We start from the raw sequence: 26,838 nt of genomic DNA, 5'->3' as shown, positions 1-26,838 counted from the left end.
CGATCAGATCAGCCGAGGGGCCATGTAGTGGGTGCGGCTCCGCAATGTCGAAGTGATCTGGCCTGGGTCCAGTTCCGAGCGGCTTGTCCTTTCGGCTGACCGCGCCGCCATGTTCAATCACTGCAGGGGCAGGCTCTCTGCGCGCAGCATTGACTCGACATTCCAGCCAATAATTCTCCTCGAGAACACATCGGTGATGAATGTAGCCCACGCGAACCCACGCCACGTCGCGACGGAGGTCACCGCAGCCCCCACAGTCGGCGTGGGCTTGACGCGGTGAACTCTCGACGCACGAGAATCCTTCGGTTGATCTATCGCAGAGCCTGCTCGTGTCGTGAAACCTCGTCTGGAGCGTCTCACCCCGCGGACGCCGGAGGGGCGCATGAGTCGTTCGGTCTGATCGCGGCCGATCACCCATCCCCGTCGTCGTAACAGCGCATGCGTTTTCCATCTCCCATAGACGCCGTACTTTCTGCAGGTAACCGCGCAACTCCGAGTAAGAGAACCTTCACAAGCGATCGACACGTTCAAGCGAGAGATCCACACGCACCACGGTGACATCCACGCAGCAGCAATCGAGGTATTCCTCATGATGGCCGTGAACGGAGAGTGCGCGGAAATGGTCGAATTCTTGAAGATTCCATCTCGCCTGAGTCGAATAATCTGAGCAGGGCTCACACCCGCAGAAGGGTGCCACTACGGTGACGTCATTGGAATTTGCATCATCCGGCGGCATCGGGGGCTTAACCGCGCGCGTTTTCGGCCCCAACGTCGTCTGGCGCGCAGGTACATAATCCGCGCAAGTGTAGTTAGTATTTCTTCCGATCAGGCTCGCGAAAGCAGGGTTCGAGCCGAGCGGGCGCCCTAGCGGCGAGAAGATGCCTTGGGCAGGTACGCCCACACAATCTGCGCAGCGATCAGAATCGCGATAAGAATGGCGCTGACACCCATCAGCCAGATCGACCACCACCAAATTGTCGATACCCACTCGGATGCGGTGCTGCTCCACTCAGAGCGTTGAGCGAGCGCGATAGACGTCGAGGCGAGGACTCCAAGATAGAGCGCAAGGCTGATTCCCAGAACTACAAATCCTCCGATTGTTGCTCGCTTCACAGGGCCAGCGTACCTTCTGAACCCCCGATGAACAAGATGAATTCTCATAATCGCGGTCGTGCTGTTCACGGGCCGAATTTGAGACTTAGAGTCAGCCGAGAGGGCTTCGTAATTTAGGTAAGGCATGCCTATACTGGGATCAATGTTTCCCGAACTTTTCACCCCGCAGATCGCCTGGAATCCCCAGTCGGCTGACCGCGTTTTGCTCGCGGGAGACGAGACCTCGATCGACGCAATCTCGATGATTCTGGCGACATTGCCGGCCCGGTCACGAGGCCAAGTATTCATCGAGGTCGACTCGGCTGATGACATCCAGCCGCTGTCGGCTCCTGGCCGTTTCAGCGTGTGCTGGTTGCTGCGCGAGCGCGGCCAAAGCGTTTCCCGTTCGGTCGACGCGTGGCTCAGCGAAATGCTCCCCGTCAGCGCCTTCGGTGAGAGCACCGTCTACGCGTGGGTTGCCCATCAGGGTCCCGCACGCCTGCTCAGCTCGAACTAGCTCGCGCCCAGCATCCGTCCGCTAATTCTTCGTGCTGCCTTCCGGCGCACGCGAAGACTTCGCGCGCACATAGCCACCGAGCTCAAGCCCCGCCTCAACCTCGAAGCGATTCGTTAGTGGATTCTGCCCGGCCAGAAGATACAGCGGGATAAACCACAACCCGTACTTTCGCCACTGCTCGCGGTGAACAGCCTCATGCTCCAACACGTTATCGCTCGCGTTGTCGCAGGTCAGATACACGGCGCCGATCGTGGTGCCGCCACGACCAAAGGCCCAGCGAGGCACGTGCTCGGCAACGATAACGCCGCCCTGAGAGCGCACCCGCAGCCCACTCAGTACGCCACCCCACAGCAGGCCGGATGCCGTAGCAAACCAGTAGCCGGGTCGCGTGACCACTGGGTGCAGCAGCACTCGCTGAGCCCGCGGACTGTGTTCGGCGCGCGCCAGCGCGTGCCCAAGCCGCGTGCCCAGCGTTAGTGCTCGGCTCACGGACGCCCGATCGTTTCAAGCAGGCGCAGCCACACCTCGCTGATCGTGGGGTACGAGGGAACCGCGTGCCACAGGCGCGCGATCGGAACCTCGCCCACGATGGCGATGGTGGCCGAGTGCAGCAACTCCGCAACATCCTGACCCACAAAGGTCGCGCCGATAATGACCTGACGCTCGCGGTCAATGACGAGGCGCGCGTGACCTTCGTAGCAGTCGGCCTGCAGGCTCGCGCCGGCAACCCACCCGATGTTGTAGTCGACGACCTGGGCGTCAATGCCCTGCTTCTCGGCATCGTGCGACATGACCCCGACCGAAGCGACCTCAGGGTCGCTAAACGTGACTTGCGGAACAGCGCCGTGGTCGGCCGTCGCAACGTGCGCACCCCAGGGGGCGTCATCCACGGTCTCGCCCTTGGCACGGGCGGCAATCACGTCACCGGCCGCTCGCGCTTGGTACTTGCCCTGATGGGTGAGCAGCGCGCGGTGGTTGACGTCACCCACGGCGTAGAGCCAGTCAGTGTCGGGTACGAGCATGGTGTCATCAACCCGGATCCAGTCACCCGGCTCGAGGCCAACGGTCTCAAGCCCAATGTCGTTCGTGCGCGCGGCGCGACCAGTAGCAATGAGAACTTCGGATGCCGTAAAAGTGGCATCGTCGGTAGTGATCACGACGCCGTCAGCGGTGCGTTCCACGCTCGTGGGGGAGGCCGCAACGATCGTGACGCCGCGCTCCTTGAGTGCCTTCGCTACCATTTCGCCGGCGAATTCTTCTTGTCCGTGGAGGAGTCCGCTGCGGGCAAACAGAGTGACTTCGGCACCGAGGTCACGGTAGGCAGTGGCCATCTCGACGCCCACAACGCCGCCGCCAATGATGGCGAACGATTCGGGAACAACTTTCACCGAGGTCGCTTCACGCGGGGTCCATGGCTTGGCGTCGATCAGTCCGGGAATGTTGGGAAGCTTCGGATCGGAGCCGGTCGCGACGACGACCGCATGATTGGCAGTCAAGGTCTTCACAGTTCCGTCGTCAGCCGTGACGGTGACCTTCTTCTCTCCTTCGAGGCGAGCGTGACCACGCTCGAGCCCGATTCCCGCTTTCTTCACCCACTTCACTTGACCAGCGTCATCCCAATTGCTGGTGAAGCTGTTGCGGCGAGCGAGGAGCGCTTCGACGTTGATGCCACCTGTGACGGCTTCGGCGGCGCCCGGTAGCTTCTCGACAGCACGCAGAGCGAGACCGCTGCGGATAAGAGCCTTCGACGGCATACAGGCCCAGTACGAGCACTCACCGCCCACAAGTTCGCTCTCGATCAGTACGACGCTAAGCCCGCCCTGAACGGCGCGATCTGCAATGTTTTCACCAACCGCTCCGGCTCCGATGACGATGACATCCCAGTTGTTCTCGGTCATTTCGAACTCCTTCGCGGTGGTGGTGCGCGTGTGGCCGGTATTGGTTGTGCCGGCGGTCCTACTGGCCGATGAACTCGGCAGTAGTGCGCGTCATAAACGCTTCCATGCCAATTCTGGCATCTTTACTCTGAGCGACCGCTACGAGGGCGGGCTGGAGGCCAGCCTCGGCCGCTGCATCGCCCTCGCGAATCGCAAGGTTCGCATTGGCCAGCGCAGCTTGCACCGCGAGCGGAGCCTGGGCCGCAACGCGGTGAGCCAGTTCAAGGCCACGGGCGTACTGCTCGCCGTGGGGCACAACTTCTTGCACCATCCCGATGCGGTGGGCTTCGGCCGCATCGAAGCTGTCGCCGGTGAGAATCCAGCGCATCGCGTTCGACCAGCCCACTTGGCGTGGGAAGCGAATGGTGGCACCACCAAAGGGGAGGATGCCGCGGGAGACTTCGACCTGGCCGAAGACGGTCGAGTCGGCGGCAACCGCAATGTCGCTCGCCAGCAGCAGCTCAATGCCGAGCGTGAGGCACGTGCCCTGCACCGCAATCACGACAGGCTTCGAGAGCTTTTCGCCCGAAACCTGCCACGGGTTGATGCCGCCCTCGGGCACCATGTCGAGTCCGTCCGCACCAATGCGGGGGCCGATGTCGGCAAGGTCGAGGCCGCCAGTGAAGTGGTCGCCGTGAGCAAAAACGAAACCCGCCCGCAGCTCGGGGTCGCGCTCAAGCTCGCCGTACGCAAGCGCCAGCTGCTGCAACATCTCCATGTCGGCGGCATTGCGCTTGTCGGTGCGATTAAGTCCGATGAGCAAGACGTGACCGTCTCGCTCCACAGTGATTTTGGGCGTGCTGGTGTTGGCGTCAGTCATGTCTTCAGACTACGACTCACCGACTGTTCTGTCGCCGGATGCTGGCGATAAGCTCATACCCACACCAACTTTTCGGAGGCTCCTGTGTTGCGTTCCGCAATCCTCGTACTTACTCTCGCGTCGACGGCGCTCATCGCCGGCTGCTCGAGCGAGCCTCCGGTAGAAGTCCCCGCGAGTGAGATCGCTGCCACGGCAGCAGGCGCGCTCGAACAATCCACGGGAGAACTGCCCGAAATGGACTGCGGTGACGACAGCATCCCGCTCAAGAACGGCACGAAGCTCGATTGCGTTCTCACCGACACCACGCTCGGTGAAGACTTCGACAGCCGTGTCACCCTCAGTGATGTCGACGGCGCGAACTACTCGGTTTCTGTCGAGGTGTCTGAAGAACCACGCGAATGAGTGTTGGCGCTGCTGAGGGCGCCAATCAATCGCAAAATGGTCGGCAGATCATCCACGGCATGGGCGGCGGATGACGGAGCAAACTCGGTGATGCCCGCTCCTGCAAGCGGGAACTTCGCGAGCACCGCGCGAATGGCCTCGGTGAGCGCGGATGCTTCGAGCCCGAACGGCACGGGGGAGCCGAGCCCAGCCAGCGCGGCAGGATCGAGCACGTCGAGGTCGATGTGCAGGTAGACGCTCTCGGCGCCGGTTGCGGTGATGGCCTCGAGCAACGCTTCCGTTGAAAAGGTGGCAGGGCCCAGCATCCGGATGTCGGACTGTGTGATGTATTCGTCTTCGGCCGTGTCGATTGAGCGCACTCCGGCGAGAATGACCCGATCAGCGCGCACCGGATGCTCGGGAACGAGTTCAGCCGGCCCATCACCCAGCAGGGTGCGCAACACCATGCCGGTGAACGCGCCAGACGGGCTGGAGGCCGCAGTGTGCAGGTCGGGGTGCGCGTCAAACCACACCACGGCCGGTTGCTGCGCACTCACATGCTCGATTGCGGCGAGTTCAACGCCACAGTCACCACCAATCGTGAGGTGGGGTGTGTCGTCGGCAGCGAGAGCGTTGCGGGTGCGGTCACGCACGAGCAACAGGGAACTGTAGCGGTGGATACCCGTGCCCTGGTGGTCGCCCGCCTCAAGCGGGACATCGACGGAGCGAGTCGCTGCGGAGGGAAGATCTCCCCGAATCGACTCGGCTCCGTCGACCAGCTGCATGGCTCGAGAAGAACCCGAACCCTGCCACTGGGGCACGACAACATAAGTGAGTGCCATGGTGTGAACTTTCGTGCTGGCGAACTATTCGCCGGCGGTGAGTGCCTGAGCGCCACCAGCCTTGAGAGCAGCGAGTCGTGCTTCGACTTCGGTGACCTTGCCGAGGTCTTCGAGACCTTCGAACTGAGCATCGAGGCTGGATGCGGCGAGCTCCTGCTGACCGAGAACCTTGGCTTCTTCGCGACGGATCTTGTCTTCGAAACGACCGAGGTCACTGGTGGGGTCGAGGAGGTCGATTGACTTGAGAGCATCGTGCACCTGCGACTGGGCCTCAACCGTCTTCGAGCGGGCAACGAGTTCATCGCGCTTCGACGTGAGTTCGCTCAGCTTGGCGCGCATTCCGTCGAGGCCGCTCTTGAGCTGGTCAACGACCTGCGTCTGTGCGGCGATCGTGGGGGCAGCAGCGCGAGCTTCGTTCTCGGCAGAAACCTGACGCCCGATAGCGATCTTGGCGAGGTTGTCGAACTTGTCGGCATCAGCGGCATTGCCGGCGGCGCGAAGTTCGTCTCCCTTGACGCTGGCGGCAAGAGCCTTACGGCCCCAATCTGATGCAGCCTCGCGGTCTTCGGCGTGGTCCTGCTCCATGAGGCGCAAGTTGCCGATGGTCTGAGCGACAGCGCTCTCCGCATCCGCAATGGAATTGGTGTAGTCACGAACCAGCTGGTCGAGCATAAGCTGCGGGTCCTCAGCCTGATCGAGGATGGAATTGATGTTCGCCTTCACCATTTGTGAAATACGACCGAGAATCGACTGCTTTGCCATGCGAAGTGCCTTTCGTGAGTTTTCGAAGAAACCGTACTTAGAATCTACCGCCGCGACTGCGACCGCCACCACCGCGTCCAGAACTTCCACTGGAACGTCTACCGCCGCCACCCGAGAATCCGCCCGAGCGAGAGCCCCCGCCCCACGAACCGCCGCTGGACGGGCGTGACGACCGCGATCCGAGGCTGCCACCGATCAAACCACCGATGATGCCGCCCAAGACGTCGCCGCCGCTGCCGCCAACCGCGCCACCCAGACCGCCAAGCATTCCCGAACCGGAACTGCTGCCCGTCGAGAATTGCGACACCTCACGCTGGGCGAGGTCATAGGCACTTGCCGCCAACTGGTCAGCCTGGCGCGCATGCGTCAACGCCGTCACGGGATCGGATGTCTGCAAAGCCAACGCCTGCTTGAACTGACGGTCTGCTTCGCTGATTCTCGTTCGCGCCGTCGCCCCCACACCGCCACGGCGGGTGGTGATGAACTGCGCTGTGGTCGTAATGCGGGACTGCGCTGCAGCCAAAGCCGCCGACAGCTGTGTCGCGGCGTGGGCGAAGGCAGCCTGCTGATCGCGCACGCCGACGAAGACTGTCTCGAGTGCAGCGTTGGCGTCACCCAGAGTGCTGAGGCTCGCCACCGGGTTATCCGTCGCGGACTGCGCCGTCGCGAGAGCCGCTTCAGCAGCCGCGATCGCCGGCTGCAACGCTCCGGCAGTGGCATCAGTAGGCAGCGCGCGAGCAGCAGCAATATCGCCGGTGGTGTCAGTGATCGTGGCAGAAAGCTGGGTCTCGGCAGACTGGAGTTCTGTCGAAAGGGAATCGACGGCATCCATGAGTTGGATGGCCTGGCCTAGTTCCGCTTGAGCGGTGCGAACACCGACGGCGGCCTCGCTCGGTTTCTGCGCCTCGATGGCAGCGCTGGCGGCGGTGGAATCGGCAACGGCCGAGGCGAGCAAGGCGCGAGCGCGTTCACCATTGTCAGTCACGGCTTCGATAGCAACCGGCGCATAGCGACCTCGGAGCACTTCGAGCGCGCTCTCGGTTGCGGGCAATCGTTCCGACGCCTTCGCGATCAGCGTGGACGTTTCGGCGAGGGCTGCGGGCGCATTCGTTTCGAGCTTGCGCAGCTCATCGAATGCGGCCGCTTGAGCATCAAGCAAATCATCTGCCCGCTCACACAGCTCGATGATCTCAATTGTCATCGCCCGCTTCTGCTCAGCAGTCTCAGGCTCACTATCATCCAGTTCCTGACGGAGGCGGAACGCCTGCGCCACCGCATCGCTCGCCTCTTTCAGTGATGCTGCGAAGTTAGTCGTGGCCGCCGCGCCAAACTGGGCCTCAGCAAAACCGAGCTCTTGCTCGCTGGTCTTGAGCGAGTCATCTAGCTCGACAAGCGCACTTCCGGCCCGGCGGTCGAGTTCCTCTTGCGACACGCTCTCGACGGGGGCGCCCGCAGTTGCACCTGTGCTGCCGCGGCGGCGAACACGGTAAAACACGTAAGCACCAACACCAACCACAGCCGCGCCGCCCACAATCGGCAACACCGAGATGCCGCTACCCGATGACTCGGTCGAGCTGGAATCTGTGCCTGTGCCAGTGCCCGCAGCACTATCGCCCGCGAGCGAATCTGCGCCAGCGATCGCAGCCTGTCCCCAGTTATCGTCGCGCAGTTGCGACTCAATGGCGGCTTCCGCTGCATCCAACTGGGCATCGGTGACGGGAGCATCGACGGCAACCGACAGCGCGTACTGGCGCTGCGAGACGGCAACCGCGAGCAGAAGATCATCGTCACCGAGCCCATTAGCTTCTGCCGTGGCATCCGCCCAATCGATGGGAGCGGAGGGGTTAGTGAACTCGTCGACATAGACAACAAAGAGTTGGATGCCGGCCCGGTCATACAACGAATCCAGCGCGTCGGTAACGTCGCCGCTATCGCCCGCAAGCACCCCAGCGGAGTCGATGACATAGGCACCATCGAGGCTCACTGGGTCATCGGCCAGGGCAGGGCTTGCGGTTAGCAAGGCTAGTGCCGCAGCGAGGGCGAAAACGGTGCCCAATCGTGCCTTCACGGGATGCTCCTTCGTCGACAAAAGTGTCACGGCGAGTCTAACGACAGGAACCTTGGGTTATTGCAGAACGATCGGCATCTGTTCGCTGCGCACCTCAGCGGCGGCGCCGTCGGCAGGGTCGGTGGGAACGAACGCGAGTGTGCTGCTGATCGCATACGTGCCAGGGGCAACCATTCCGCCCGTGTCGATGGTGGTGCAGTCGTAGATGGCGATAGCCACGGAGAACTCGATGCTTTGGCCAGGCTGCAAATTCACCGGCATGACCGAGAGAATCTGCGCATCGGGGCTGTGGGAAATCACGATGGAATCGTCGAGGAGATTCACGTCAGGCACCGACGCGGTTGTTCCCTGCACAGGGGCATCCGAGTCGTTGGTCAGGCGTACCGTTCCGAAGGCGCTGCCCGACGCCACGACTGCTGCCGGTAGTTCGAGTTCGAGCGTCAAGCCGAAGGGCGACGCAGACTCCACCGGAATCGTCTCACCACACAGGCCAAAAGCGCGGGAATCATCGGGAGCGGCCTGCGCTGCTCCTGCGTCAGACGAATCCGCGGCCGACTCCGGAGCAGAATCGTCCGCCAACATACTCACCGCGGTATCACTGCTTGAGAACAGCGGAATAATGCTGGCTCCCGTAAAGATCAGTGAACTCACCGCGAGTGCGCTCACCACGCCCACTGCCCACTGGCGCGGCCGACGACGCGACTTACTGCGTGAAATAACAGCGGCCGTATCGATGGCCATGGCTGGCGGTTCGCTCGACGTCAGGTGCGCTCGAAGCTCGTTTTCATCAACCACGGTGACCCCCTACGGTGTCGGTAGCATCGCGATCAAGGCTTACAGCCATGCGGCCGAGGGCATCGCTCAAGTAGCGTTTCACAGCGCCTGAGCTGATATCCAGCGTCGCAGCGATGTCGTCCACCTTGAGGTCTTCGTAGTAACGCAGCACGATGCAGGCGCGCTCGCGGGGGCGCAACTTCATCAGCTGAGACTGCAAATCTAAGCGAGCCTCAGTGTCGGCATCCGCAGATTCATGGATGTCGGGCTCTACCGTGAGGTGGGCAATCTTGCGCCAGCGGCTGATCTTTCGACCGCGGTCAAGGTAGGTGTTCAGAATCGCTCGACGCACATAGGCTTCGGCGCTGGCGATGCCAAATCCGTTGCGCAGGCGACCGAATGTTTTCACGAGGGCATCGTGCACGAGGTCGGAGGCGTCGTCGCGGTTTCCCGAAATCAGGTACGCGTAGCGCGCGAGTGCTTCGCCGCGCTCTTCGACGAGTTGCGTAACTACGTCTTCCCAGCGGGCAGGGGTGTTTTCGGTCTCAGTCACTGAGCCCCTCCTCGCCGTCGTCTCTATTGTGGCCGAGGAATGGCCAATAGTTAGTGCAATTGTGGTCACACTAGTAAAGACGAACGGCGAGGCGGTTTCGTTGGTTAGCTCTGGAGACGCGTTTTCAGGTGCTCAAGTTGGCGAGAAACGGCGGCAGGAACCCGGCCGTCGAAGGTGGCAAAGAACTCTTCGGTGGCTTCGGCTTCGGCCATCCACGAGTCGTTATCGATCGCAAAAAGCTGTTCCATGGTGTCATCGGCGAGTTCAAGACCATCGATGTTGAGATCGCCTTCACGCGGCATCAACCCGAGGGCGCTTTCGCGGGCGGCAACCGTGCCGTCAACACGGTTGAGAATCCATTCGAGCACGCGCGAGTTTTCGCCAAATCCTGGCCACAAGAAGGAGCCGTCGGCACCTTTGCGGAACCAGTTGACTTGGAAAATGCGCGGCACCGTGCCGGATCCGCGGAGATCCTGGCCGACCGAGAGCCAGTGGGCCCAATGGTCTGCCATGTTGTATCCACAGAACGGCATCATGGCGAACGGATCTCTCCGTAGTTCGCCAATGGTGCCTTCGGCAGCCGCCGTCCGCTCAGATGAGATAGTGGCGCCCAGGTAGACGCCATGCTCCCAATCTCGTGCCTCCACCACTAGCGGCACGTTGGTCGCGCGGCGACCGCCGAAGATTATGGCGTCGATAACGACGCCCTGTGGCGATTCCCAGTCATCTGCGATGCTGGGACATTGTGCTGCTGCCACAGTAAAACGTGAGTTCGGGTGAGCCGACGGGGTGCCAGATTCTGGCGTCCAGTCGTTACCCTGCCAATCGATAAGGTGCTCGGGCACTTCATCGCTCATGCCTTCCCACCACACGTCGCCGTTATCTTTCAGGCCAACGTTGGTGAAAACGGTGTTGCCCCAGATGGTGTCCATCGCGGTTTCGTTGGTGGCGTAGCCGGTGCCCGGTGCCACTCCAAAGAAGCCGGCTTCAGGGTTGATGGCGCGCAGGCGGCCGTCAGCTCCCTTGCCGAGCCACGCGATGTCGTCGCCAATCGTCTCGGCCTTCCAACCGGGGATGGTCGGCTTGAGCATGGCCAGGTTGGTCTTGCCACAGGCGCTGGGAAATGCTGCCGCGATGTGGAACACACGACCGCGGGGGTTGGTGAGCTTGAGGAGCAGCATGTGCTCAGCGAGCCAGCCCTCTTCGCGAGCGATTACCGAAGCGATGCGCAGTGCGAATGACTTTTTCGCGAGAATCGCGTTGCCGCCGTACGCGGAACCGAACGACCAGATTTCGCGAGTCTCGGGGAAGTGGCTGATGTATTTGGTCTGGTTGCAGGGCCACGGCACATCGGTGTCTCCGGCAGCCAGTGGTGCTCCGACACTATGGATGGCGCGCACCCATTCAGTGGAGTCGTCGATGGCATTGAGCACGGCGGTTCCCATTCGCGTCATGATGCCCATGCTCATGACGACGTAGGGGGAGTCCGTTACCTGCACGCCGATCTTGGCGAGTGGGGAACCGAGCGGTCCCATCGAGAACGGAACAACGTACATCCGACGACCGCGCATGCTGCCGGCGAAGAGGCCGTCAAGCGTGTTGCGCATTTCTGCAGGCTGTGCCCAGTTATTCGAGGGGCCAGCATCTGCTTCTTCGGCAGAGCAAATGAAGGTTCGCGCTTCGACGCGGGCGACATCGCTCGGATCGCTGCGGGCGAGGTAGCTGTGGGGACGGTACTCGTCGTTGAGGCGGGTGAGCGTTCCGGCAGCAACCATTTCGGTCGCGAGCTCGTCTGCTTCCTCTGCGCTGCCGTTGCACCAGACAATATCGTCGGGCTGTGTGAGGGCGGCGATCTGTTCCACCCACGTCATAACACTCTGGTTTGTTCCGTCGGGTGCGGAGAAGTGCGTTCTTGTCATCTCGGCGATGCTCATTTCTACCTTCCGCTGAAGAGTTGTAGTGCTGAAAAAACTATTGTTATTCGATGATGACGCACTTTTGCTCCCCACGTTGGCGAATCGAGTGGTAAGAATCATTATTCTTTAGTTATAGTGAACGTGTGAATGATCTTGTGACTCTCGGGCAACGCATCCGACATTTCCGCACGACCGCCGGCATGACCCTCGATCAGTTGGGAGACAAGGTCGGTGTGGCTGGTAGCCAGCTCTCGCTGATGGAGAACGGGCGACGAGAACCCCGACTCACTCTTCTGTCGGCCATTGCGGCCGCCACGGACATCCAACTGGCTGATCTCTTGGAGGAGTCGCCGCCTACCAAGCGCGCTGCCCTCGAAATCGAGCTGGATCGCTTGCAACGCAGCACTATCTACGCCTCGCTGGGGTTGCCCAAGATTCGCCCATCAAAGGGCATTCCCGATGAGACGCTTGAAGCCATCGTTGGCCTCCACCACGAACTTTCGACGCGGTCGCGCAAAGCAATTGCCACGCCTGAAGAGGCCCGTCGTGCCAACACCGAGCTGCGGATCCGCATGCGTGCCCTCGACAACTACTTGCCCGAGCTTGAAAAAGAAGCCGAAAAGTTGACGATTGCCGGAAACCACACCTCGGGCGCCCTGACTCACCGGGCCGTGAGCCTGATGGCAGAATCGCTCGGCTTCGAGCTCGTGCATGTGCACGACCTGCCGCATTCAGCACGCTCGGTTACTGACCTCAAGCACGGACGCATCTACTTGCCTCCGGCATCTATTCCTGGCGGTCACGGCTTGCGCTCCATGGCGCTTCAAGCGATGGCGCACCGCGTTCTTGGGCACACCGAACCCACCAGTTACGCCGAGTTCTTGCACCAGCGTCTCGAAATTAACTACTTTGCGGCGGCAGTGCTCATGCCCCTCAAGCAGTCCGTTGCATTCTTGGGTGAAGCCAAGACGAATCGCAATATCGCTGTTGAAGACTTCCGGGACGCCTTCGGCGTCACCCATGAAGCAGCAGCGCTGCGCTTCACCAACTTGGCAACCTCGCACCTCGATCTCGAAACGCACTTCTTGCGCGTCGGCGACGATGGGGCTGTCTACAAGGCTTACGAAAATGATGGTCTGCGGCTGCCCGTTGACGTCACCGGTTCAGCGGAGGGCCAGTTTGTGTGCCGCAATTGGAGCGCGCGAACAGCGTTCACGCGCACCAACCGCACGACAGAGTTCTACCAATACACCGACACCCCAGAGGGCAGCTTCTTCGAGTCAACCCAAACGGGAACGACGGATGCCGAAGAGTTCTCCATCACCATCGGGGTGCCCTTCGCGCACTCGAAATGGTTCCGCGGCCGCGCGACCGACGTTCGCAAGTCGTCAACGTGCCCCGATGAGAGCTGCTGTCGCAAACCCGAAGACGAGTTGCGCGATCGCTGGTCAGGTAACGCGTGGTCGAGCGCCAAACTTCACGCCCACATTCTCTCGCCGCTGCCCTCGGGAACCTTCCCGGGAGTGGATGATCGCGAGCTCTACGAATTCTTGGAGTTGCACGCGAGCGACGCGCGGTAACGGCGTATCGCGTGGCCGGATCATCTCGCGGTTAGCAGTCGCAGGAGATCGCCGCTACGGGGGCGGTGAGCGGATCCTTTTCGCGGATGACGGGGCCGGTACTGCTCTCTACGGGGAAGCCTTCGCGCGCCCAGTACTCGAAACCGCCGATCATTTCGCGCACTTCGTAGCCGAGCTTCGCGAACTCCAGCGCGGCTTTCGTGCCACCGTTGCAGCCGGGGCCCCAGCAGTAGACGACGACAGGCATGTCGTGGGGGATCTCGGCGTCGGCGCGAGCGCTGATGGTGGCGGTCGGCATATGCACGGCACCTACCGCGTGACCCTGGTCCCACGCAGCGTCGCCGCGCGAGTCGATGAGCACGAAGCGGTCATTGGCCTCGAGCGCCGCCCCGACATCCGAGGGATCAGTTTCACAGTCGAGCTTGCTCGAAAAGTGGGCAACTCGGTCTGCGGCGGTAGCGGGAGGCGTCATGAGTTCAGGCTAGCGGCGCAGCGTCGGTGCGGTGGGGTAGTTTCGGTTCGACGCAGAACCCATTAGAAGAAGGAGCACCCCGCTATATGGCGAAGAAAGCAGTGACGGCAGCTCCGCTCATCGATACGCTTCGCCTGGAGAATCTCGTCGATGGAGAAGCGACGTTGCTGCGCGCCCACGAAAGCTATGACGGGCAACGGTTCACGGCATCCGATGTCAGCGAAGATGACCTTTCAGGGATTTCGTTCACGGAGTGCGAACTGATCGAGCTCGAAGCCAATGAGGCAAACTTTCGAGCAGCCACTTTCGTGGAGACGCGATTCGAAAAACTGAACGCCGCCATTTTCTCGGCCCCACGTTCTAATCTTCGTGACGTGAGTATCGAGGGCTCCCGGCTGGGGTCGGCGGAATTCTATGAGTCAACGTGGAGATCGATCCGTTTCGTGCACTGCCGCATCGGATACCTCAATCTGCGCGGCGCCCACCTGCAAGATGTGTTATTCGATGACTGTCTGATCGACGAGCTCGACCTCGGCGGCGCTACGGCAAACCGTGTCGCGTTCACGAACACGCAGGTGAACACTCTCGACCTCACCCGCGCCAAGCTCACTAACGTCGACTTGCGGTCGCTCGAATTGCGCCACGTCACGGGGGTCGAACATCTCAAGGGCGCGACGATTAACTCTTACCAACTGGCAGAACTCGCACCGGCCCTCGCCGCGCACCTCGGGATCGTGCTCGAAGACTAAGTCGGCTTAGCAACCGCCGCTAGTGGTCGAGCAACAGACGCCCGTCTCGGGCAGCATCAGGTTCACGCGGCCGGCACTCGCCACGTCGCCCGCAATGGCTGCGACGACGGAACGAACTTGTTCATAGCCGGTGGCCATGAGGAAGGTGGGCGCGCGACCGTAGCTCTTCATGCCGACGATATAGACGTTCTTTTCGGGATGCGCGAGCACGCTCGCTCCGTGCGGCTCCACGGTGCCGCAGCTGTGCACATTCGGATCGATGAGGGGCGCCAGCGTCACGGGAGCTTCGAGCACTGGGTCGAGGCTAAGGTGCAGTTCCCTCAGGATCGCCAGATCGGGGCGGAAGCCGGTGGCGGCGGCGAGAGCATCCACTGTCACTGATTGCTCGCCATCGGGATTATGGCTCGTGACGGTGAGGCGGCCATCGGGCTGTGGAGTGAGCTCGGTGACGGTGAAATCAGTCAGAAGAGTGATCGCTCCGGATTCGACGGCATCCTTGAGATTGCTGCCGAGGGCGCCGCGGCCCGGTAGTTCATCGGCGCTGCCGCCACCATAGAGTCGACGGGCCGAGCGGCTGCGAATTGCCCACGTGATTTCTGTACCGGGGTCAGTCTCGCGCAGTTCGGCGAGAGCAAGCAGCGTATTGGCAGCGGAGTGCCCCATGCCAATTACGAGGGTGTGCTTGCCAGCGAAGCGAGCCCGATCGGTGCCGAGAACATCGGGAAGCGGGCCGGTAAGCCAAGAAGCGCTGTCGGTCTCGCCTGTTGCCGGCAGCCCGGAGGCACCGATGGGGTTGTTGTGGCCCCAGGTTCCCGAGGCATCAATGATGGCCGAGGCGAGGATGTCGTACACGCCATTGGGGGAATCAATGCGCACCAGGAGCGGCCGGCGCTCGCGGCCAACCGTCTTGGTTGAGTCAATGCTCTGGCGCGACATCCCGATCACGCGGCTGTTGTAGCGGATGAGCGGTGCCAACTCGGCGGTAGCAGCGAGCGGAATTAGGTAGTCCCGCACGAGTTCGGCGCCGGTGGGCAGGGTTTCGGCGTCGGGGGAGACCCAGTCCGTTTTTTCGAGAAGTGCACGCCCGCTGGGGTCGATGTTGTATTTCCACGAGGAGAAGAGGGAGACGTGCCCCCATGCGCTAATGGCCGCACCGGCATGGTCGCCGGCTTCGAGCACTACGGCATCGATACCTCGCTGAGCGAGGTTGGCGGCAGCAGCGAGCCCAATCGGGCCGGCTCCGATGACCACGACGGGGAGCGGGCTGGAGGGGGAAGGTGCGATGGTCATTGCTCTCCTTGATGATGTTCGTCATAGCGTTACTAGCGCTCACTCACAATAACAGTACTTACTGTTGATAACAAAGAAATCAGGTAAGGTGAGGGTATGAGCGAACGTGTCGATCTTCTGATGATTCAGAAGCCCACCTGGTCGGCAACGGCCGAGCGGGCCCAGAGCCTGGCGCCGCTCCTGCGCGCCCTCGGCGATCCCAACCGGCTGCAGCTCGTGCTGCTCCTCACCGAACGCGCCCACACGGTGCGCGAACTGACGGATGCCACCGGCCTGAGCCAAACGCTCGTGAGCCACCACTTGGCGCCGCTGCGCGAGAACGGTCTCGTCACGGTGACGCCTCGCGGTCGCTCCAACGTGTACGAACTCTGCTGCGAAGCCTTCGCCGAGCCTGTCAAGATGCTCGCGTCTGTCGCGACGAGCACCGATGCTGGCGCTGAGGCCTGCTGTGTCGTCGCGAATTAGCTCCCGCGCGAGAAAGCAGAACAGCCGCACAAAGTGTGCGGCGTTGAGCTGATAACAGTGCCCCCGGAGGGAATCGAACCCCCGACCTACGGTACCGGAAACCGGCGCTCTATCCCCTGAGCTACGAAGGCAAGGGCTCCATCTTAGCAAGCAATTGCCGCCCACTATTAGCACGCTGTGGGGATGACCAGTTCAGCTTCTCGTGACAGTATCGGAGGATGCTGCGCACTGTGTCATCCCACCAAGAACTCGACCTTCGGGGTCGCACCGAAATGGTCTTCAGTATTGCGGTCTCCGCTTACTGGCCTAAGGCATCCGAGTCCATCGATTTTGTGTTGGATGGTGAGCCCCAGCAGCCAACAGAGTTGGTCGATGCGCGCGGAACCCGACTGCATTCGCTCACTGCTGGCCCGGGGCGTCTCGTCGTGGACTACGCCGCGACCGTGGAGGAAACTCCCGAACCTGCGCCGGTCAACGAGATCGACCTGATCGAGTTTTTGCGACCGAGTCGCTATTGCGAGTCCGATGTTCTGCTTCCGAGCGCTCGTTCGTTGTTCCCGAGCCAGACCGGTCACGAGTTGCTTCAGGCAGTGCGTGATTGGGTCGGCGCGAATATGCGGTACACGCCAGGTATCTCATTGGCGACCGATGGGGCAGCCCATTCGATGTTGGCGCGCCAGGGTGTTTGCCGGGACTACGCGCACCTCACGATTTCGATGCTGCGTGCCAAAGATGTGCCGGCGCGGTATACCTCGGTGTACGCGCCCGGGCTGAGCCCCATGGACTTCCATGCCGTAGCCGAGGCGTATGTCGACGGCGCGTGGTGGATCGTTGATTCCACCGGGCTTGCTCCGCGTCAGTCTCTTGTGCGCATCGCTGCGGGCCGGGATGCAGCCGATACGGCCTTCCTCACCAATCACTGGGCTGATTTGTTCTTGCAGAATCTTTCGATCACGGTGACGGCAGATACGCTGCCCGCCGACGATCATCGGTCGCCGGTGCAGCTTCCCTAACTGTCCGTGCCTTGTGGGTGCAACAACTGCCCGCGCCGCCGCCGAGCGTTGTGCGGCGAACCGGCGGGTGTTACTTCAGTGCGGCAGTGACATCCGCAACCAGGGCGGTCGCATTGCTGGCACGCGAGAACAGCGGCGAGCTGATGGTCACCCAATACGGGCCGGTGAAGACTTGAGCTGTTCCTGTGCCGCCTTGGGATGAAAAGTAGCCAGCGTAGCTATCGGTGCTTGCGCCAGCGTTTGCCTTGAGTGTACTGATCGCGCTGGGGGTTGGTTGCGCGACTGAGACATCGATAGTGGTTCCGCTGGTTCCGTTCTCCCAGCGGCAGGCGGTGCCCTGCGAACCAACTGCCGCTGCTGCGGTTGACCCGGCGGCGGGGGTGAAGTTGCTCAGCAACACATAGTTGGGGTTGAAGTCGTACATTTCCTGGGGCGTGATGAGCGCTGAGCAGGCAATGTCTACAGGGGTGGCTTCAGGAGCGGGTGCCGAAGTTGGTTCAACCGGGGTCGTTGGGGCGCTTGTGGGGTCTGAGCCACTCGTCGATGTAGCGGTTGGCGTTGCGGTGCTCGACGGCACGGTACTGGTGAGGGAGGCGCTCGGCACTGATTCGGTCGGAACACATGCGCTCAAGAGAAGAACGGATGCGCTCAGTGCGATCACTGCAGGAATAATGCGAAGTCGAGAAGCCATAGTTCCATTCTGCTGACCCGCAGCGCTGACGAAGTGCAGTGACCCGGCATTGTCGCGAACTGCGCCAGATCCGCAGTCGTCACCCAGTACTCTTAAGAGGTGAATCCTGCTGACCTTTCTGCCACCTTGCTCTCTGTCGTCTCCCGCATTGCGGCTGACCGCGGCACGCCCGATCTGGGCCTGACTGTGAACGATCTGGTGCTGGAGCGTCCGCGCAACCGCGATCATGGCGACTGGGCATCCAACATCGCTATGAAGCTGGCGAAGCCGTTGGGGGCGAACCCTCGTGAACTTGCGACAGAAATCGCTGAGCAGGCGCGCGCTATCGATGGAATTGCTTCGGTGGATGTTGCAGGCCCCGGCTTCATCAACATCACCCTGGATGCCGCTGCCGCTGGTGCGCTCGCGAAGACAATCGTTGAGCAGGGCGAGGCCTACGGTCGCAATGATTCCCTCGCGGGTCAGACCATCAACTTGGAGTTCGTTTCGGCCAACCCCACGGGCCCGCTGCACATCGGCCACACGCGGTGGGCGGCTCTCGGCGATTCGCTTGCCCGCATCCTGAAAGCTGCCGGTGCAGAGCTGGTGAGCGAGTTCTACATCAATGACGCCGGAAACCAGATGGACAACTTTGGGGCGTCAATTCTCGCGTCGGCGAAGGGTGAGCCCACTCCGGAGAACGGCTACCCGGGCGCTTATGTTGCCGAGCTCGCTCAGCGCGTGCTCGCCTCGAACCCCGAAATTCTCGAACTCGACCACGACGAGGCGATCGCTGTTGCGCGCGAGCGGGGCTATGAGCTTCAGCTCGGCGAAATTAAGAAGTCGCTCGCCGCATTCAACGTGCACTTTGACGTCTGGTTTAGTGAGCGCGAGCTTCATGCTGTCAACGCCGACGGCAAGAGTGCGATCGATACTGCCGTCGAGCGTTTGCGTGCCCAGGGCCATGTCGCCGACATCGACGATGCCGTGTGGGTCAAGACCACCGATTTCGGCGATGACAAAGACCGCGTCATCAAGCGCGGCAACGGCATTTATACCTACTTTGCAGCCGATGCGGCCTACTACTTGAGCAAGGGCGACCGTGGCTTCGCCCACAAGATCTACTTGCTCGGTGCAGACCACCACGGCTATGTCCACCGCCTCAAGGCGCTCGCGGGTGCTGCCGGTGACGACCCCAACAAAGACATTGAGGTGCTCATCGGGCAGCTCGTGAGCATCAATGGTGCTCGCCTTTCGAAGCGTGCCGGCAACATCATCGAACTCGACGACTTGCGTGAATGGCTCGGAACAGATGCGCTGCGCTACTCGCTCGGTCGCTACCCCTCCGATTCGCCGCTCAGCCTCGACCCCGAGATTCTGCAAAAGCGCACGAACGATAACCCCGTCTTCTACGTGCAGTACGCTCACGCGCGCACTCACAGCGTTGCTCGCAACGCGGGGGAGTCGGGAGTGGATCGCAGCGTCTTCGATGCTTCGCTTCTCACGAACGAATCTGAGAGCATCCTGCTTGGAGTGCTTGCTGAGTTCCCGCGCATCGTCGCTCAGGCGGCGGAGTTGCGTGAACCGCACCGCATCGCGCGCTTCGCGGAAGAGCTCGCGGGCAGCTATCACCGGTGGTACGACCAGTGCCGGGTCACTCCCTTGAACGATGAAGAGGTCACCGACGTTCACCGCACCCGACTCTGGGTCAACGACGCTGTCGGTCAGGTTCTGCGCAACAGCCTTTGGATGCTCGGGGTCAGTGCACCCGAGCGGATGTAGCTTTCGTGACTTCAGACGAACGGCCCGGTCACGACGAAGAGCTTGCCGGCTCCGAGGATGGCACGGCGCCGACGCTCGATTTGGGCGTTCAGTCCACCGTCGAGTTGCGTCTCGCTGAGACGGCTGCGCCCGCGGCGAAACCCCGGCGGCGACGTCGTTGGATCTGGTGGGTCGTTCTTGCGGTCGTGGCGATCATCCTGATCACGGGCGTCATTCTCGTGGAAACAGTCGGTCGTACTTTCGCGACGAATCTGGTGCGGGATGAGATTGCCTCGTCGCTCAACCTCGAAACGACCGAGGGCGTTGCTGTTGATCTCGGCTCCGGTTCGCTCATCGTGCAAGCTCTCACGGGCGGCCTCGATGTCGTCACGATCGACGTCGATAGCTTCGAAGTGAACGGCCTTGAGTCTTCCGTCAGCGTTGAGGCGACAGGTGTTCCGATAATGACCTCGCAGCCTGTGGGCACTCTCTCGATGGATGTCTCTATTGCGGGCAGCGAAGTGACCAAGCTTGCGACAACGTTGAGCGGCACCGGGCTCGATTCGATCGAACTCGAAGGCAGCGCCATCCGAGTGTCGACTGTCTTCAAGCTCTTGTTCTTTGAGATCCCGGTCGCCCTTGATTTGGTGCCGGTTGCTGCCGGAGACGCCGTTGCGTTTGAACCGGAGTCGGTCATTCTGGGGGATCAACAGATCTCAGTTGCTGACCTGCGCGAGAACCCGCTCGTCTCGGGGCTGGCTGGCAGCCTATTGAGCTCTCAAGAGTTCTGTGTCGCGTCATCATTGCCGACCGCCTTGACGATCGATTCGGTTGAAGTGGCGAACGACAACCTCGTCATCCAACTCAGTGCTGACGGCATCGCGCTCGACGATGCGGCCTGGCAACAATACGGCACGTGTCCAGCGCCGTAGCTCGATTCAGCGCTAGCCGCGCCAGCCGTTAGAGTGGTCAGCATCCCCAACGCCTGTGCGGACACAATCCGCCGTTTTCCGTCTACATCTCTGTGAGGTGCGACTGTGTTCGCGAACCCGCTGGCGCCCGAGTGGCTCGAAACTCCCGCCGAAGCAAATTCTTTGCCATCGACCGTCTGGTCACGCACGTCAGCGCGCGCCGAGAACGGTGAACTGACGATTGCGGGGGTCACAGCGAGCGAGCTCGTTTCTGCCTTCGGCACTCCGGTCTACGTTGTGGACGAAGCGGATGCCATTGCTCGTGCCACCGAAATCAAGGCGGCGTTCGATTCCGAGTTCTCTCGCATCGGCTCCGGAGTCAAGGTGTATTACGCGGGCAAGGCGTTCCTCTGCACGGAGGTCGTTCGGTGGATGACGGCTGCTGGCCTCAACATTGATGTCGCCTCGGCTGGCGAGATGGCGGTTGCGCTCGCGGCTGGCACAGATGCGTCGCGTTTGGGTTTTCACGGCAACAACAAAAGTCTTTCCGAGATCGACCGTGCCGTGCGCGCGGGCATCGGCCCCATCGTTATCGACAGCGTCGTCGAAATCGGTCGGGTTGCTGAAGCCGCCACACGGCACGGTCGAACCCAGCGGGTGCGTTTGCGCATCAATAGCGGGGTTCACGCATCAACCCACGAGTACTTGGCGACGGCGCGGGAGGACCAGAAGTTTGGTGTCCCGCTTGCTGAGGCTGAAACTCTCGTGGCGCAGATCCGCTCGCATCCTTCGCTGGATTTTGTGGGCATCCATTCGCATATTGGTTCGCAGATTTTTGATACTGCGGGCTTTGCTGAGGCGGCACGTCGTTTGCTTGAGTTGCACGCGCGGTTGTCGGTGGTTGCTCCGGTGCCCGAGCTCAATCTGGGTGGCGGTTTTGGCATCGCGTATACCTCGGTTGATCAGGCTTTGCCGGTTGCTGAGCTTGCCGCGTCGCTGGCTACCATCGTTGAGGCCGAGTGCGCGCGGCTCGAGATTCCGGTACCGATCATTGCGATTGAGCCCGGCCGGTCGATCATTGGCCCGTCGACAACCACGCTCTACACGGTCGGCACGATTAAGGATGTGCTCGTTGATGGTGTCGCCGTGCGCAAGTACGTCAGCGTTGATGGCGGCATGAGCGACAACATTCGTCCTGCTTTGTATGAGGCCGACTATTCGGCTCGCATCGCGAATCGGATTTCGGATGCCGCCCCTGAGCTTGCACGCATTGTGGGCAAGCACTGCGAGGCGGGCGACATTGTCGTGCGCGCCGAGTACTTGCCTGGTGACGTCGAGATTGACGACGTGATCGCCGTGCCTGCCACTGGTGCCTACGGTTGGGCGATGTCCAACAACTACAACTATCTTGCGCGCCCGCCCGTCGTTGCGGTGCGCGATGGCCACGCCCGCATCATTGTGCGCGGCGAAACCGAAGACGACCTACTCAGCCGCGACGCGGGAATCACACCATCGGGAGACTCTGAATGATCGAATATCGCAACCTTCGCGTCGCAGTTTTGGGCGGAGGGAGTGTCGGATCGCAGGTCACCGCACTGTTGCTTGAACACGCTGACGAACTCGCCGCCCGTGCCGGAGCCGGACTTGAAGTCGTCGGCGTTGCCGTGCGCGACCTCGACGCTCCTCGCGACACCAACATCCCCCAAGAACTCCTGACGACCGATGCAGAGTCGCTCATCGTCGGAGCCGACATCGTCATCGAACTCATTGGTGGCCTCGAGCCCGCTCGCACCTGGATTCTCAAGGCTCTGCATTCAGGCGCTGACGTCATCACCGCCAACAAGGCTCTGCTGGCTCACCACGGCGCTGAACTCTTCGAAGAGGCAGCCCAAGTCGGCGCGCAGCTCTACTACGAAGCTGCTGTTGCTGGCGCGATCCCCATCATTCGCCCGTTGCGCGACAGCCTCGCTGGTGACCGCGTCAAGCGCATCCTCGGCATCGTCAACGGCACCACGAACTACATTCTTGACCGCATGGATGCCACGGGCGACAGTTTCGACGACGCCCTCGCCGAGGCGACTCGCCTCGGGTATGCCGAAGCTGACCCCACTGCAGACATCGAAGGCTATGACGCCGCCCAGAAGGCATCCCTGCTCTCGAGCCTCGCGTTCCACACTCGCGTTCCGCTGGAATCGGTCCACCGTGAGGGAATCACGGGCGTCACCGCCGAGCAGGTTATTGCGGCCCGCAAGGCTGGCTATGTCGTCAAGCTCCTCGCCATTTGCGAACGCATCCTCAACGTTGACGGCACCACCGCTGGAGTCAGCTCTCGCGTGCATCCCGCACTCGTTCCGCTGACTCACCCGCTCGCTGCGGTGCACGGCGCGAACAACGCTGTGTTTGTTGAGGCCGAAGCTGCAGGCAGCCTCATGTTCTATGGCGCTGGTGCTGGCGGAATCGAAACCGCATCCGCTGTTCTCGGTGATGTCGTATCCGCTGCTCGCCGCCACGTCATTGGTGGTCCTGGCGTTGCCGAGTCGACGCACGCTAACCTGCCCATCTTGCCGATCTCTCGCGTTACGACGCGCTACCAGATCACCTTGACGGTCGTGGATGAGTCTGGTGTGCTCGCTAAGATCGCTGCCGTCTTTAGCGATAATGGCGTCTCTGTCGAGGCGGTCAATCAGACTGTCGGCGCGGTAACGGAGGGCGTGCCGAGCGCTACCCTTATTACGGTCACGCACGAAGCGACCGATGAATCGCTAGCCGCCACGGTGGCAGCGCTGACCGAGAACTCGGTGGTGCGCGATGTTGTGTCTGTTTTGAGAGTCGAAGGACTGTAGCCAATGGGCAGTGAAATCAGCAACCGGCAGCGGGAAAGTCTTCTTCAGGAGCGCGCCGACCGTCTGGGTATGACGATGGCGAAGGCATGACCTCGCTCGTCGGTCGCAGTGTCGTCGTGCGTGTGCCGGCGACTTCGGCCAACCTCGGCCCGGGGTTTGACACGCTCGGGCTTGCGCTGTCGCACTATGACGAGTTGATCGTCACTGCGGTCGATGGCTCTGGCGTCACGATTGATGTCACGGGTGTTGGCGCCGGAATTGTCGCGACCGATGAATCAAACCTCGTCATTCAGGCGATTCAGCACTGCTTCACACACTTTGGGCAGATGATGCCAGCGCTGCAGGTGTCGGCGACCAATGTCATCCCGCACGGTGGGGGACTTGGTTCGTCTGCTGCGGCAATCGTTTCGGGCGTCATGGCGGCCAAGGGGCTGCTTGAGGGCATCGTCGAAATGGATGCCGCAACTCTCCTCGTGCTCGCAACAGAACTTGAGGGACACCCCGATAACGTCGCGCCTGCTCTCTTGGGCGGCCTCACGATCGCGTGGACCACCGACTCGGGGCCGCAGGCCAAGAAGCTGATGGTGCACCGTGGAGTGTCACCTCTTGTTCTTGTGCCCGACTTCCGGGTCTCGACGGCGCATGCGCGCAGTTTGCAGCCGGATGCAGTGCCCTACGCCGACGCTGTCTACAACGTTTCGCGGGCTGCGCTCCTCATTGCGGCACTCACGCAGAGCCCTGAAGTGTTGCTCGAAGCCACCGGCGATCGCCTGCATCAGGACTACCGGGCTGCAGCGATGCCGCAGACCACAGAGCTGATCCGGATGCTGCGCTCGCACGGCCATGCTGCGGTCGTTTCCGGTGCCGGGCCCTCGGTTCTGGTGCTGGCTGATGACCCCGCGAGGCGTCTCGAGGCCGCGGCTCTCGTGCAGGAGCACGCCGCAACGCCGTGGGAAAGCCTCCTCTTAGCCGTGGACTTCAAAGGTGCTACAGTGAATGAGCACCAGGTAGAAGCTACGGCGTAGTCGTAGCCTCCCGGTCGCACTTCACCCGTCGTATCCCCGAATTTAGATTCCTGCGCATCCGCGCAGACATCGGTGAGCGACTAGCTCTCCACCAAGGAAATCAATCTTGGCTGGGGAAAGGAACCCCAAGTAGTGACTGACGTCAACAACCACGCATCAAGCGTGGATTCCCGTGCCGCGCTGAGCGCGTTGCGACTGCCCGAGCTTCAAGCTATGGCAGCCGAACGCGGCATCACCGGTACTTCCAAACTTCGCAAAGGAGATCTCGTGGACGCAATTAACGAGAAGAACAACAGCAACACCGCATCAACCCCACCCACCGAGGCTGCAGCAGCTCCGGTTCGCAAGCGCGCTTCGCGCCGTGTCACGAGCACTGACGGTGCCGCCATCGCTGGCACCGAGAGCCCCGCTGGCGCTCCTCAGGTAGACAAGAGCGCTTCATCGTCGAAGGAATCAGCTGCTCAGGCACCTGCCGCCGACGCCGCAGCGGAGAAGCCGAAGACGGCTCCTCGTAAGAAGAAGACTGAGGCTGCAGTTGCTCCCGAGTCGGATGCCGCAGCAAGCACCACCGCATCGACCAGCGCAGCAGCATCCACCGATGCTCCCGCAGCCGATGCAGCCCCCAAGCGCAACCGTCGCAGCTCCAGCCGTAGCGCTGCACCTGCGGACGCATCGAACGACGAGACCTCGGCTTCGGCCGACGCGAAGTCGGCCGACGTGAAGTCGACCGACAACGACAGCAAGGCTGCCAAGGGCGGCAACAAGAACGACAACCGCAACAACAACAAGAGTGACAAGGGCAGCAACAACGCCGACAACTCTGACAAGAATTCCGACGACAAGAACGGCAACGCTGACAAGAACGGCAACGCTGACAAGAACAGCAACGCTGACAAGAACAGCGGTTCTGACAACAGCGACGACAACGATTCCGACAACGAGTCGGGTTCGGGCCGTGGCCGCAACCGCAACCGCAGCCGTAATGGCAGCAGCCAAAACGCTGAGGGTTCGGGCCGTCAAAACAACAACCGTCGTCAGAACAACAACAACGATGGCAACAACGCTGAGGGCAACAACGGCGGAAACCGCAACGGCAACAACAATGGCGGAAACAGCCGTAACAACGATGACTCGCGCGGCGGCGACGTCGACTCCGAGCGCGGTGGACGCGGTCGTTACCGTGACCGCAAGCGTGGCCGTGGAAACATGGGCGACGACTTCGAGCCCGAGATCACCGATGACGACGTACTGATCCCGGTTGCCGGCATCCTCGACGTTCTCGACAACTACGCTTTCGTGCGCACCACTGGTTACCTTCCCGGTAACAGCGACGTGTACGTGTCGCTTGGCCAGGTCAAGAAGTACAATCTCCGCAAGGGTGACGCCGTTGTTGGCGCTATTCGCCAGCCGCGTGAGGGTGACAACAGCCAGGGCCGCCAGAAGTACAACGCGATCGTGCGCATCGACTCGATCAACGGTCTTCCCGTTGAAGAGGCTGCGAACCGCGTTGAATTCGGCAAGCTCACACCGCTCTACCCGCAGGATCGTTTGCGTCTCGAGACTGAGCCGTCGATGCTGTCGACGCGCATCATCGACCTTGCTGCTCCGATCGGTAAGGGCCAGCGCGGACTAATCGTCTCGCCGCCCAAGGCAGGCAAGACGCAGATTCTTCAGGCCATCGCGAACGCGATCTCCAAGAACAACCCCGAGGTTCACCTCATGGTTGTTCTCGTTGACGAACGCCCAGAAGAAGTTACGGACATGCAGCGCACCGTCAAGGGCGAAGTTATTGCTTCGACCTTCGACCGCCCCGCTGAAGACCACACCACCGTTGCCGAATTGGCTATCGAGCGCGCTAAGCGTCTCGTCGAGCTGGGTCATGACGTAGTCGTACTGCTCGACTCGATCACGCGCCTCGGCCGTGCCTACAACCTGACTGCACCGGCCTCGGGTCGCGTTCTTTCCGGTGGCGTCGACTCCGCAGCGCTGTACCCGCCGAAGCGTTTCTTCGGTGCGGCTCGCAACGTTGAAGAGGGTGGCTCGCTCACCATCATCGCTACCGCGCTCGTCGAGACCGGTTCGAAGATGGACGAGGTTATCTTCGAAGAGTTCAAGGGCACTGGCAACATGGAACTGCGTCTGTCGCGCCAGCTGGCTGACAAGCGCATCTTCCCCGCCGTCGACTTCAACGCATCCGGAACACGTCGCGAAGAGATGCTTCTCGGGGCCGACGAAGTCAAGGTCACTTGGAACTTGCGTCGTGCCCTCGCCGGTCTCGACCAGCAGGCTGCACTCGAGATCGTGTTGAATAAGCTGAAGGAGACGCAGTCGAACGTTGAGTTCCTCATGCAGATCCAGAAGTCACTTCCTTCCACTAACGGCACAAAAGAGGACTAA

The 26,838-nt window shown here is 61.6% G+C and carries 26 protein-coding genes and 1 tRNA gene; 12 read left to right on the top strand and 15 right to left on the bottom strand.

What is annotated here, in order from left to right; translation table 11 throughout:
* Positions 1-117: 117 nt before the first annotated feature.
* A complete protein-coding gene (locus I6E60_RS14740; RefSeq protein WP_374189227.1) occupies positions 118-561 on the bottom strand; it encodes an IS3 family transposase in 444 nt (147 codons plus the stop codon).
* Positions 562-864: 303 nt separating this feature from the next.
* Positions 865-1,113 carry a hypothetical protein gene (locus tag I6E60_RS14085; protein ID WP_197126511.1) on the bottom strand — a complete coding sequence of 83 codons (249 nt, stop codon included), beginning with the start codon at positions 1,111-1,113 and terminating at the stop codon, positions 865-867.
* Positions 1,114-1,255: 142 nt separating this feature from the next.
* Between I6E60_RS14085 and I6E60_RS14080 the strand changes: the two genes are divergently transcribed.
* Entirely contained in the window at positions 1,256-1,609 is a 354-nt protein-coding gene (locus I6E60_RS14080; RefSeq protein ID WP_197126513.1) for a siderophore-interacting protein, read from the top strand.
* Positions 1,610-1,630: 21 nt separating this feature from the next.
* Here the strand turns inward: I6E60_RS14080 and I6E60_RS14075 are convergent, their stop codons facing one another.
* From I6E60_RS14075 to I6E60_RS14065, 3 genes are read right to left on the bottom strand one after another with little or no spacing between them, the layout of a single operon-like run.
* Positions 1,631-2,098, bottom strand: a complete 468-nt coding sequence (locus I6E60_RS14075) for a hypothetical protein (protein WP_307841868.1) — start codon at positions 2,096-2,098, stop codon at positions 1,631-1,633.
* Positions 2,095-3,507, bottom strand: coding sequence for an NAD(P)/FAD-dependent oxidoreductase (locus I6E60_RS14070; protein ID WP_197180980.1), 1,413 nt, complete (start codon positions 3,505-3,507; stop codon positions 2,095-2,097). Before I6E60_RS14070 ends, I6E60_RS14075 begins: the two co-directional genes overlap by 4 nt.
* Positions 3,508-3,565: 58 nt before the next feature.
* Positions 3,566-4,366, bottom strand: a complete 801-nt coding sequence (locus I6E60_RS14065) for a crotonase/enoyl-CoA hydratase family protein (RefSeq protein ID WP_197126517.1) — start codon at positions 4,364-4,366, stop codon at positions 3,566-3,568.
* A gap of 84 nt (positions 4,367-4,450) precedes the next feature.
* Here I6E60_RS14065 and I6E60_RS14060 point away from each other — a divergent pair, with 84 nt between their 5' ends.
* Positions 4,451-4,768 carry a DUF4333 domain-containing protein gene (locus I6E60_RS14060; RefSeq protein WP_197110676.1) on the top strand — a complete coding sequence of 106 codons (318 nt, stop codon included), beginning with the start codon at positions 4,451-4,453 and terminating at the stop codon, positions 4,766-4,768.
* Here the strand turns inward: I6E60_RS14060 and I6E60_RS14055 are convergent.
* The 6 genes from I6E60_RS14055 to I6E60_RS14030 all read right to left on the bottom strand — a co-directional run bounded on the left by I6E60_RS14055 (position 4,726) and on the right by I6E60_RS14030 (position 11,665).
* Positions 4,726-5,589, bottom strand: coding sequence for an arginase family protein (locus I6E60_RS14055; RefSeq protein WP_197180978.1), 864 nt, complete (start codon positions 5,587-5,589; stop codon positions 4,726-4,728). The two genes, I6E60_RS14060 and I6E60_RS14055, sit on opposite strands and share 43 nt — an antisense overlap.
* A gap of 24 nt (positions 5,590-5,613) precedes the next feature.
* Complete coding sequence (locus I6E60_RS14050; protein ID WP_197126522.1) at positions 5,614-6,351, bottom strand: PspA/IM30 family protein; 738 nt, start codon at positions 6,349-6,351, stop codon at positions 5,614-5,616.
* A 37-nt stretch (positions 6,352-6,388) separates the two neighbouring features.
* Positions 6,389-8,419, bottom strand: coding sequence for a TPM domain-containing protein (locus I6E60_RS14590; RefSeq protein WP_197180976.1), 2,031 nt, complete (start codon positions 8,417-8,419; stop codon positions 6,389-6,391).
* A 57-nt stretch (positions 8,420-8,476) separates the two neighbouring features.
* Positions 8,477-9,214: a hypothetical protein gene (locus I6E60_RS14040; RefSeq protein WP_197180974.1), complete on the bottom strand. Its 738-nt coding sequence runs from the start codon at positions 9,212-9,214 to the stop codon at positions 8,477-8,479.
* Entirely contained in the window at positions 9,207-9,746 is a 540-nt protein-coding gene (locus I6E60_RS14035) for a sigma-70 family RNA polymerase sigma factor (protein ID WP_197126535.1), read from the bottom strand. Before I6E60_RS14035 ends, I6E60_RS14040 begins: the two co-directional genes overlap by 8 nt.
* Before the next feature lie 104 nt (positions 9,747-9,850).
* Positions 9,851-11,665, bottom strand: coding sequence for a phosphoenolpyruvate carboxykinase (GTP) (locus I6E60_RS14030; RefSeq protein WP_231601660.1), 1,815 nt, complete (start codon positions 11,663-11,665; stop codon positions 9,851-9,853).
* A 140-nt stretch (positions 11,666-11,805) separates the two neighbouring features.
* Between I6E60_RS14030 and I6E60_RS14025 the strand changes: the two genes are divergently transcribed.
* Positions 11,806-13,242, top strand: a complete 1,437-nt coding sequence (locus tag I6E60_RS14025) for a helix-turn-helix domain-containing protein (protein ID WP_197126539.1) — start codon at positions 11,806-11,808, stop codon at positions 13,240-13,242.
* Positions 13,243-13,273: 31 nt separating this feature from the next.
* Here the strand turns inward: I6E60_RS14025 and I6E60_RS14020 are convergent, their stop codons facing one another.
* Complete coding sequence (locus I6E60_RS14020) at positions 13,274-13,714, bottom strand: rhodanese-like domain-containing protein (protein WP_197180970.1); 441 nt, start codon at positions 13,712-13,714, stop codon at positions 13,274-13,276.
* Between the two features lie 86 nt (positions 13,715-13,800).
* Between I6E60_RS14020 and I6E60_RS14015 the strand changes: the two genes are divergently transcribed.
* Positions 13,801-14,463, top strand: a complete 663-nt coding sequence (locus I6E60_RS14015) for a pentapeptide repeat-containing protein (protein ID WP_197180968.1) — start codon at positions 13,801-13,803, stop codon at positions 14,461-14,463.
* A 6-nt stretch (positions 14,464-14,469) separates the two neighbouring features.
* Here I6E60_RS14015 and I6E60_RS14010 read toward each other — a convergent pair whose 3' ends face one another.
* Entirely contained in the window at positions 14,470-15,753 is a 1,284-nt protein-coding gene (locus I6E60_RS14010) for an FAD-dependent oxidoreductase (RefSeq protein WP_197180966.1), read from the bottom strand.
* 96 nt (positions 15,754-15,849) lie between these two features.
* Here I6E60_RS14010 and I6E60_RS14005 point away from each other — a divergent pair, with 96 nt between their 5' ends.
* Entirely contained in the window at positions 15,850-16,218 is a 369-nt protein-coding gene (locus I6E60_RS14005; protein ID WP_197126547.1) for a helix-turn-helix transcriptional regulator, read from the top strand.
* Between the two features lie 58 nt (positions 16,219-16,276).
* Here I6E60_RS14005 and I6E60_RS14000 read toward each other — a convergent pair.
* Positions 16,277-16,349: transfer RNA gene (locus I6E60_RS14000), tRNA-Arg, on the bottom strand.
* 87 nt (positions 16,350-16,436) lie between these two features.
* Here I6E60_RS14000 and I6E60_RS13995 point away from each other — a divergent pair.
* Positions 16,437-17,231, top strand: a complete 795-nt coding sequence (locus I6E60_RS13995; RefSeq protein ID WP_197180964.1) for a transglutaminase family protein — start codon at positions 16,437-16,439, stop codon at positions 17,229-17,231.
* Positions 17,232-17,301: 70 nt separating this feature from the next.
* On the opposite strand, the gene I6E60_RS13990 is transcribed toward I6E60_RS13995, so the two are convergent.
* The gene (locus I6E60_RS13990) at positions 17,302-17,922 is read right to left on the bottom strand and encodes an arginyl-tRNA synthetase (protein ID WP_197180962.1); all 621 of its coding nucleotides are present in this window, start codon (positions 17,920-17,922) and stop codon (positions 17,302-17,304) included.
* A gap of 99 nt (positions 17,923-18,021) precedes the next feature.
* On the opposite strand from I6E60_RS13990, the gene argS reads away from it, so the two are divergent.
* The 6 genes from argS (at position 18,022) to rho (ending at position 26,838) form a co-directional block, all read left to right on the top strand.
* Positions 18,022-19,683 (top strand): arginine--tRNA ligase, encoded by a 1,662-nt coding sequence (gene argS / locus I6E60_RS13985; protein ID WP_197180960.1) that lies wholly within the window; start codon positions 18,022-18,024, stop codon positions 19,681-19,683.
* Between the two features lie 5 nt (positions 19,684-19,688).
* Positions 19,689-20,594 carry a DUF2993 domain-containing protein gene (locus tag I6E60_RS13980; protein ID WP_197180958.1) on the top strand — a complete coding sequence of 302 codons (906 nt, stop codon included), beginning with the start codon at positions 19,689-19,691 and terminating at the stop codon, positions 20,592-20,594.
* A 105-nt stretch (positions 20,595-20,699) separates the two neighbouring features.
* A complete protein-coding gene (lysA, locus tag I6E60_RS13975) occupies positions 20,700-22,103 on the top strand; it encodes a diaminopimelate decarboxylase (protein WP_197126557.1) in 1,404 nt (467 codons plus the stop codon).
* Positions 22,100-23,416 (top strand): homoserine dehydrogenase, encoded by a 1,317-nt coding sequence (locus I6E60_RS13970; protein ID WP_197180956.1) that lies wholly within the window; start codon positions 22,100-22,102, stop codon positions 23,414-23,416. Before lysA ends, I6E60_RS13970 begins: the two co-directional genes overlap by 4 nt.
* A gap of 86 nt (positions 23,417-23,502) precedes the next feature.
* Positions 23,503-24,441, top strand: coding sequence for a homoserine kinase (thrB, locus tag I6E60_RS13965; RefSeq protein WP_197180954.1), 939 nt, complete (start codon positions 23,503-23,505; stop codon positions 24,439-24,441).
* Between the two features lie 132 nt (positions 24,442-24,573).
* The gene (rho, locus tag I6E60_RS13960) at positions 24,574-26,838 is read left to right on the top strand and encodes a transcription termination factor Rho (protein ID WP_197180952.1); all 2,265 of its coding nucleotides are present in this window, start codon (positions 24,574-24,576) and stop codon (positions 26,836-26,838) included.

Source organism: Salinibacterium sp. SWN167 (assembly GCF_015864665.1).
Classification (GTDB): Bacteria; Actinomycetota; Actinomycetes; order Actinomycetales; family Microbacteriaceae; genus Rhodoglobus.
Note: the sequence above shows the minus strand (reverse complement) of the source record. Positions and strands in the feature narration are given on the sequence as shown.

Excerpts from the sequence above, each read along its gene's own strand:
- I6E60_RS14005 (WP_197126547.1), top strand. The coding sequence starts at position 15,850 with ATGAGCGAACGTGTCGATCTTCTGATGATTCAGAAGCCCACCTGGTCG.
- I6E60_RS14080 (WP_197126513.1), top strand. The coding sequence starts at position 1,256 with ATGTTTCCCGAACTTTTCACCCCGCAGATCGCCTGGAATCCCCAGTCG.
- I6E60_RS14055 (WP_197180978.1), bottom strand. The coding sequence starts at position 5,589 with ATGGCACTCACTTATGTTGTCGTGCCCCAGTGGCAGGGTTCGGGTTCT.
- I6E60_RS14050 (WP_197126522.1), bottom strand. The coding sequence starts at position 6,351 with ATGGCAAAGCAGTCGATTCTCGGTCGTATTTCACAAATGGTGAAGGCG.
- I6E60_RS13995 (WP_197180964.1), top strand. The coding sequence starts at position 16,437 with ATGCTGCGCACTGTGTCATCCCACCAAGAACTCGACCTTCGGGGTCGC.
- I6E60_RS14020 (WP_197180970.1), bottom strand. The coding sequence starts at position 13,714 with ATGACGCCTCCCGCTACCGCCGCAGACCGAGTTGCCCACTTTTCGAGC.
- I6E60_RS13970 (WP_197180956.1), top strand. The coding sequence starts at position 22,100 with ATGATCGAATATCGCAACCTTCGCGTCGCAGTTTTGGGCGGAGGGAGT.
- I6E60_RS14740 (WP_374189227.1), bottom strand. The coding sequence starts at position 561 with ATGTCACCGTGGTGCGTGTGGATCTCTCGCTTGAACGTGTCGATCGCT.
- I6E60_RS14010 (WP_197180966.1), bottom strand. The coding sequence starts at position 15,753 with ATGACCATCGCACCTTCCCCCTCCAGCCCGCTCCCCGTCGTGGTCATC.
- I6E60_RS14065 (WP_197126517.1), bottom strand. The coding sequence starts at position 4,366 with ATGACTGACGCCAACACCAGCACGCCCAAAATCACTGTGGAGCGAGAC.
- I6E60_RS14030 (WP_231601660.1), bottom strand. The coding sequence starts at position 11,665 with ATGACAAGAACGCACTTCTCCGCACCCGACGGAACAAACCAGAGTGTT.
- I6E60_RS14070 (WP_197180980.1), bottom strand. The coding sequence starts at position 3,507 with ATGACCGAGAACAACTGGGATGTCATCGTCATCGGAGCCGGAGCGGTT.
- I6E60_RS14015 (WP_197180968.1), top strand. The coding sequence starts at position 13,801 with ATGGCGAAGAAAGCAGTGACGGCAGCTCCGCTCATCGATACGCTTCGC.
- I6E60_RS13990 (WP_197180962.1), bottom strand. The coding sequence starts at position 17,922 with ATGGCTTCTCGACTTCGCATTATTCCTGCAGTGATCGCACTGAGCGCA.
- thrB (WP_197180954.1), top strand. The coding sequence starts at position 23,503 with ATGACCTCGCTCGTCGGTCGCAGTGTCGTCGTGCGTGTGCCGGCGACT.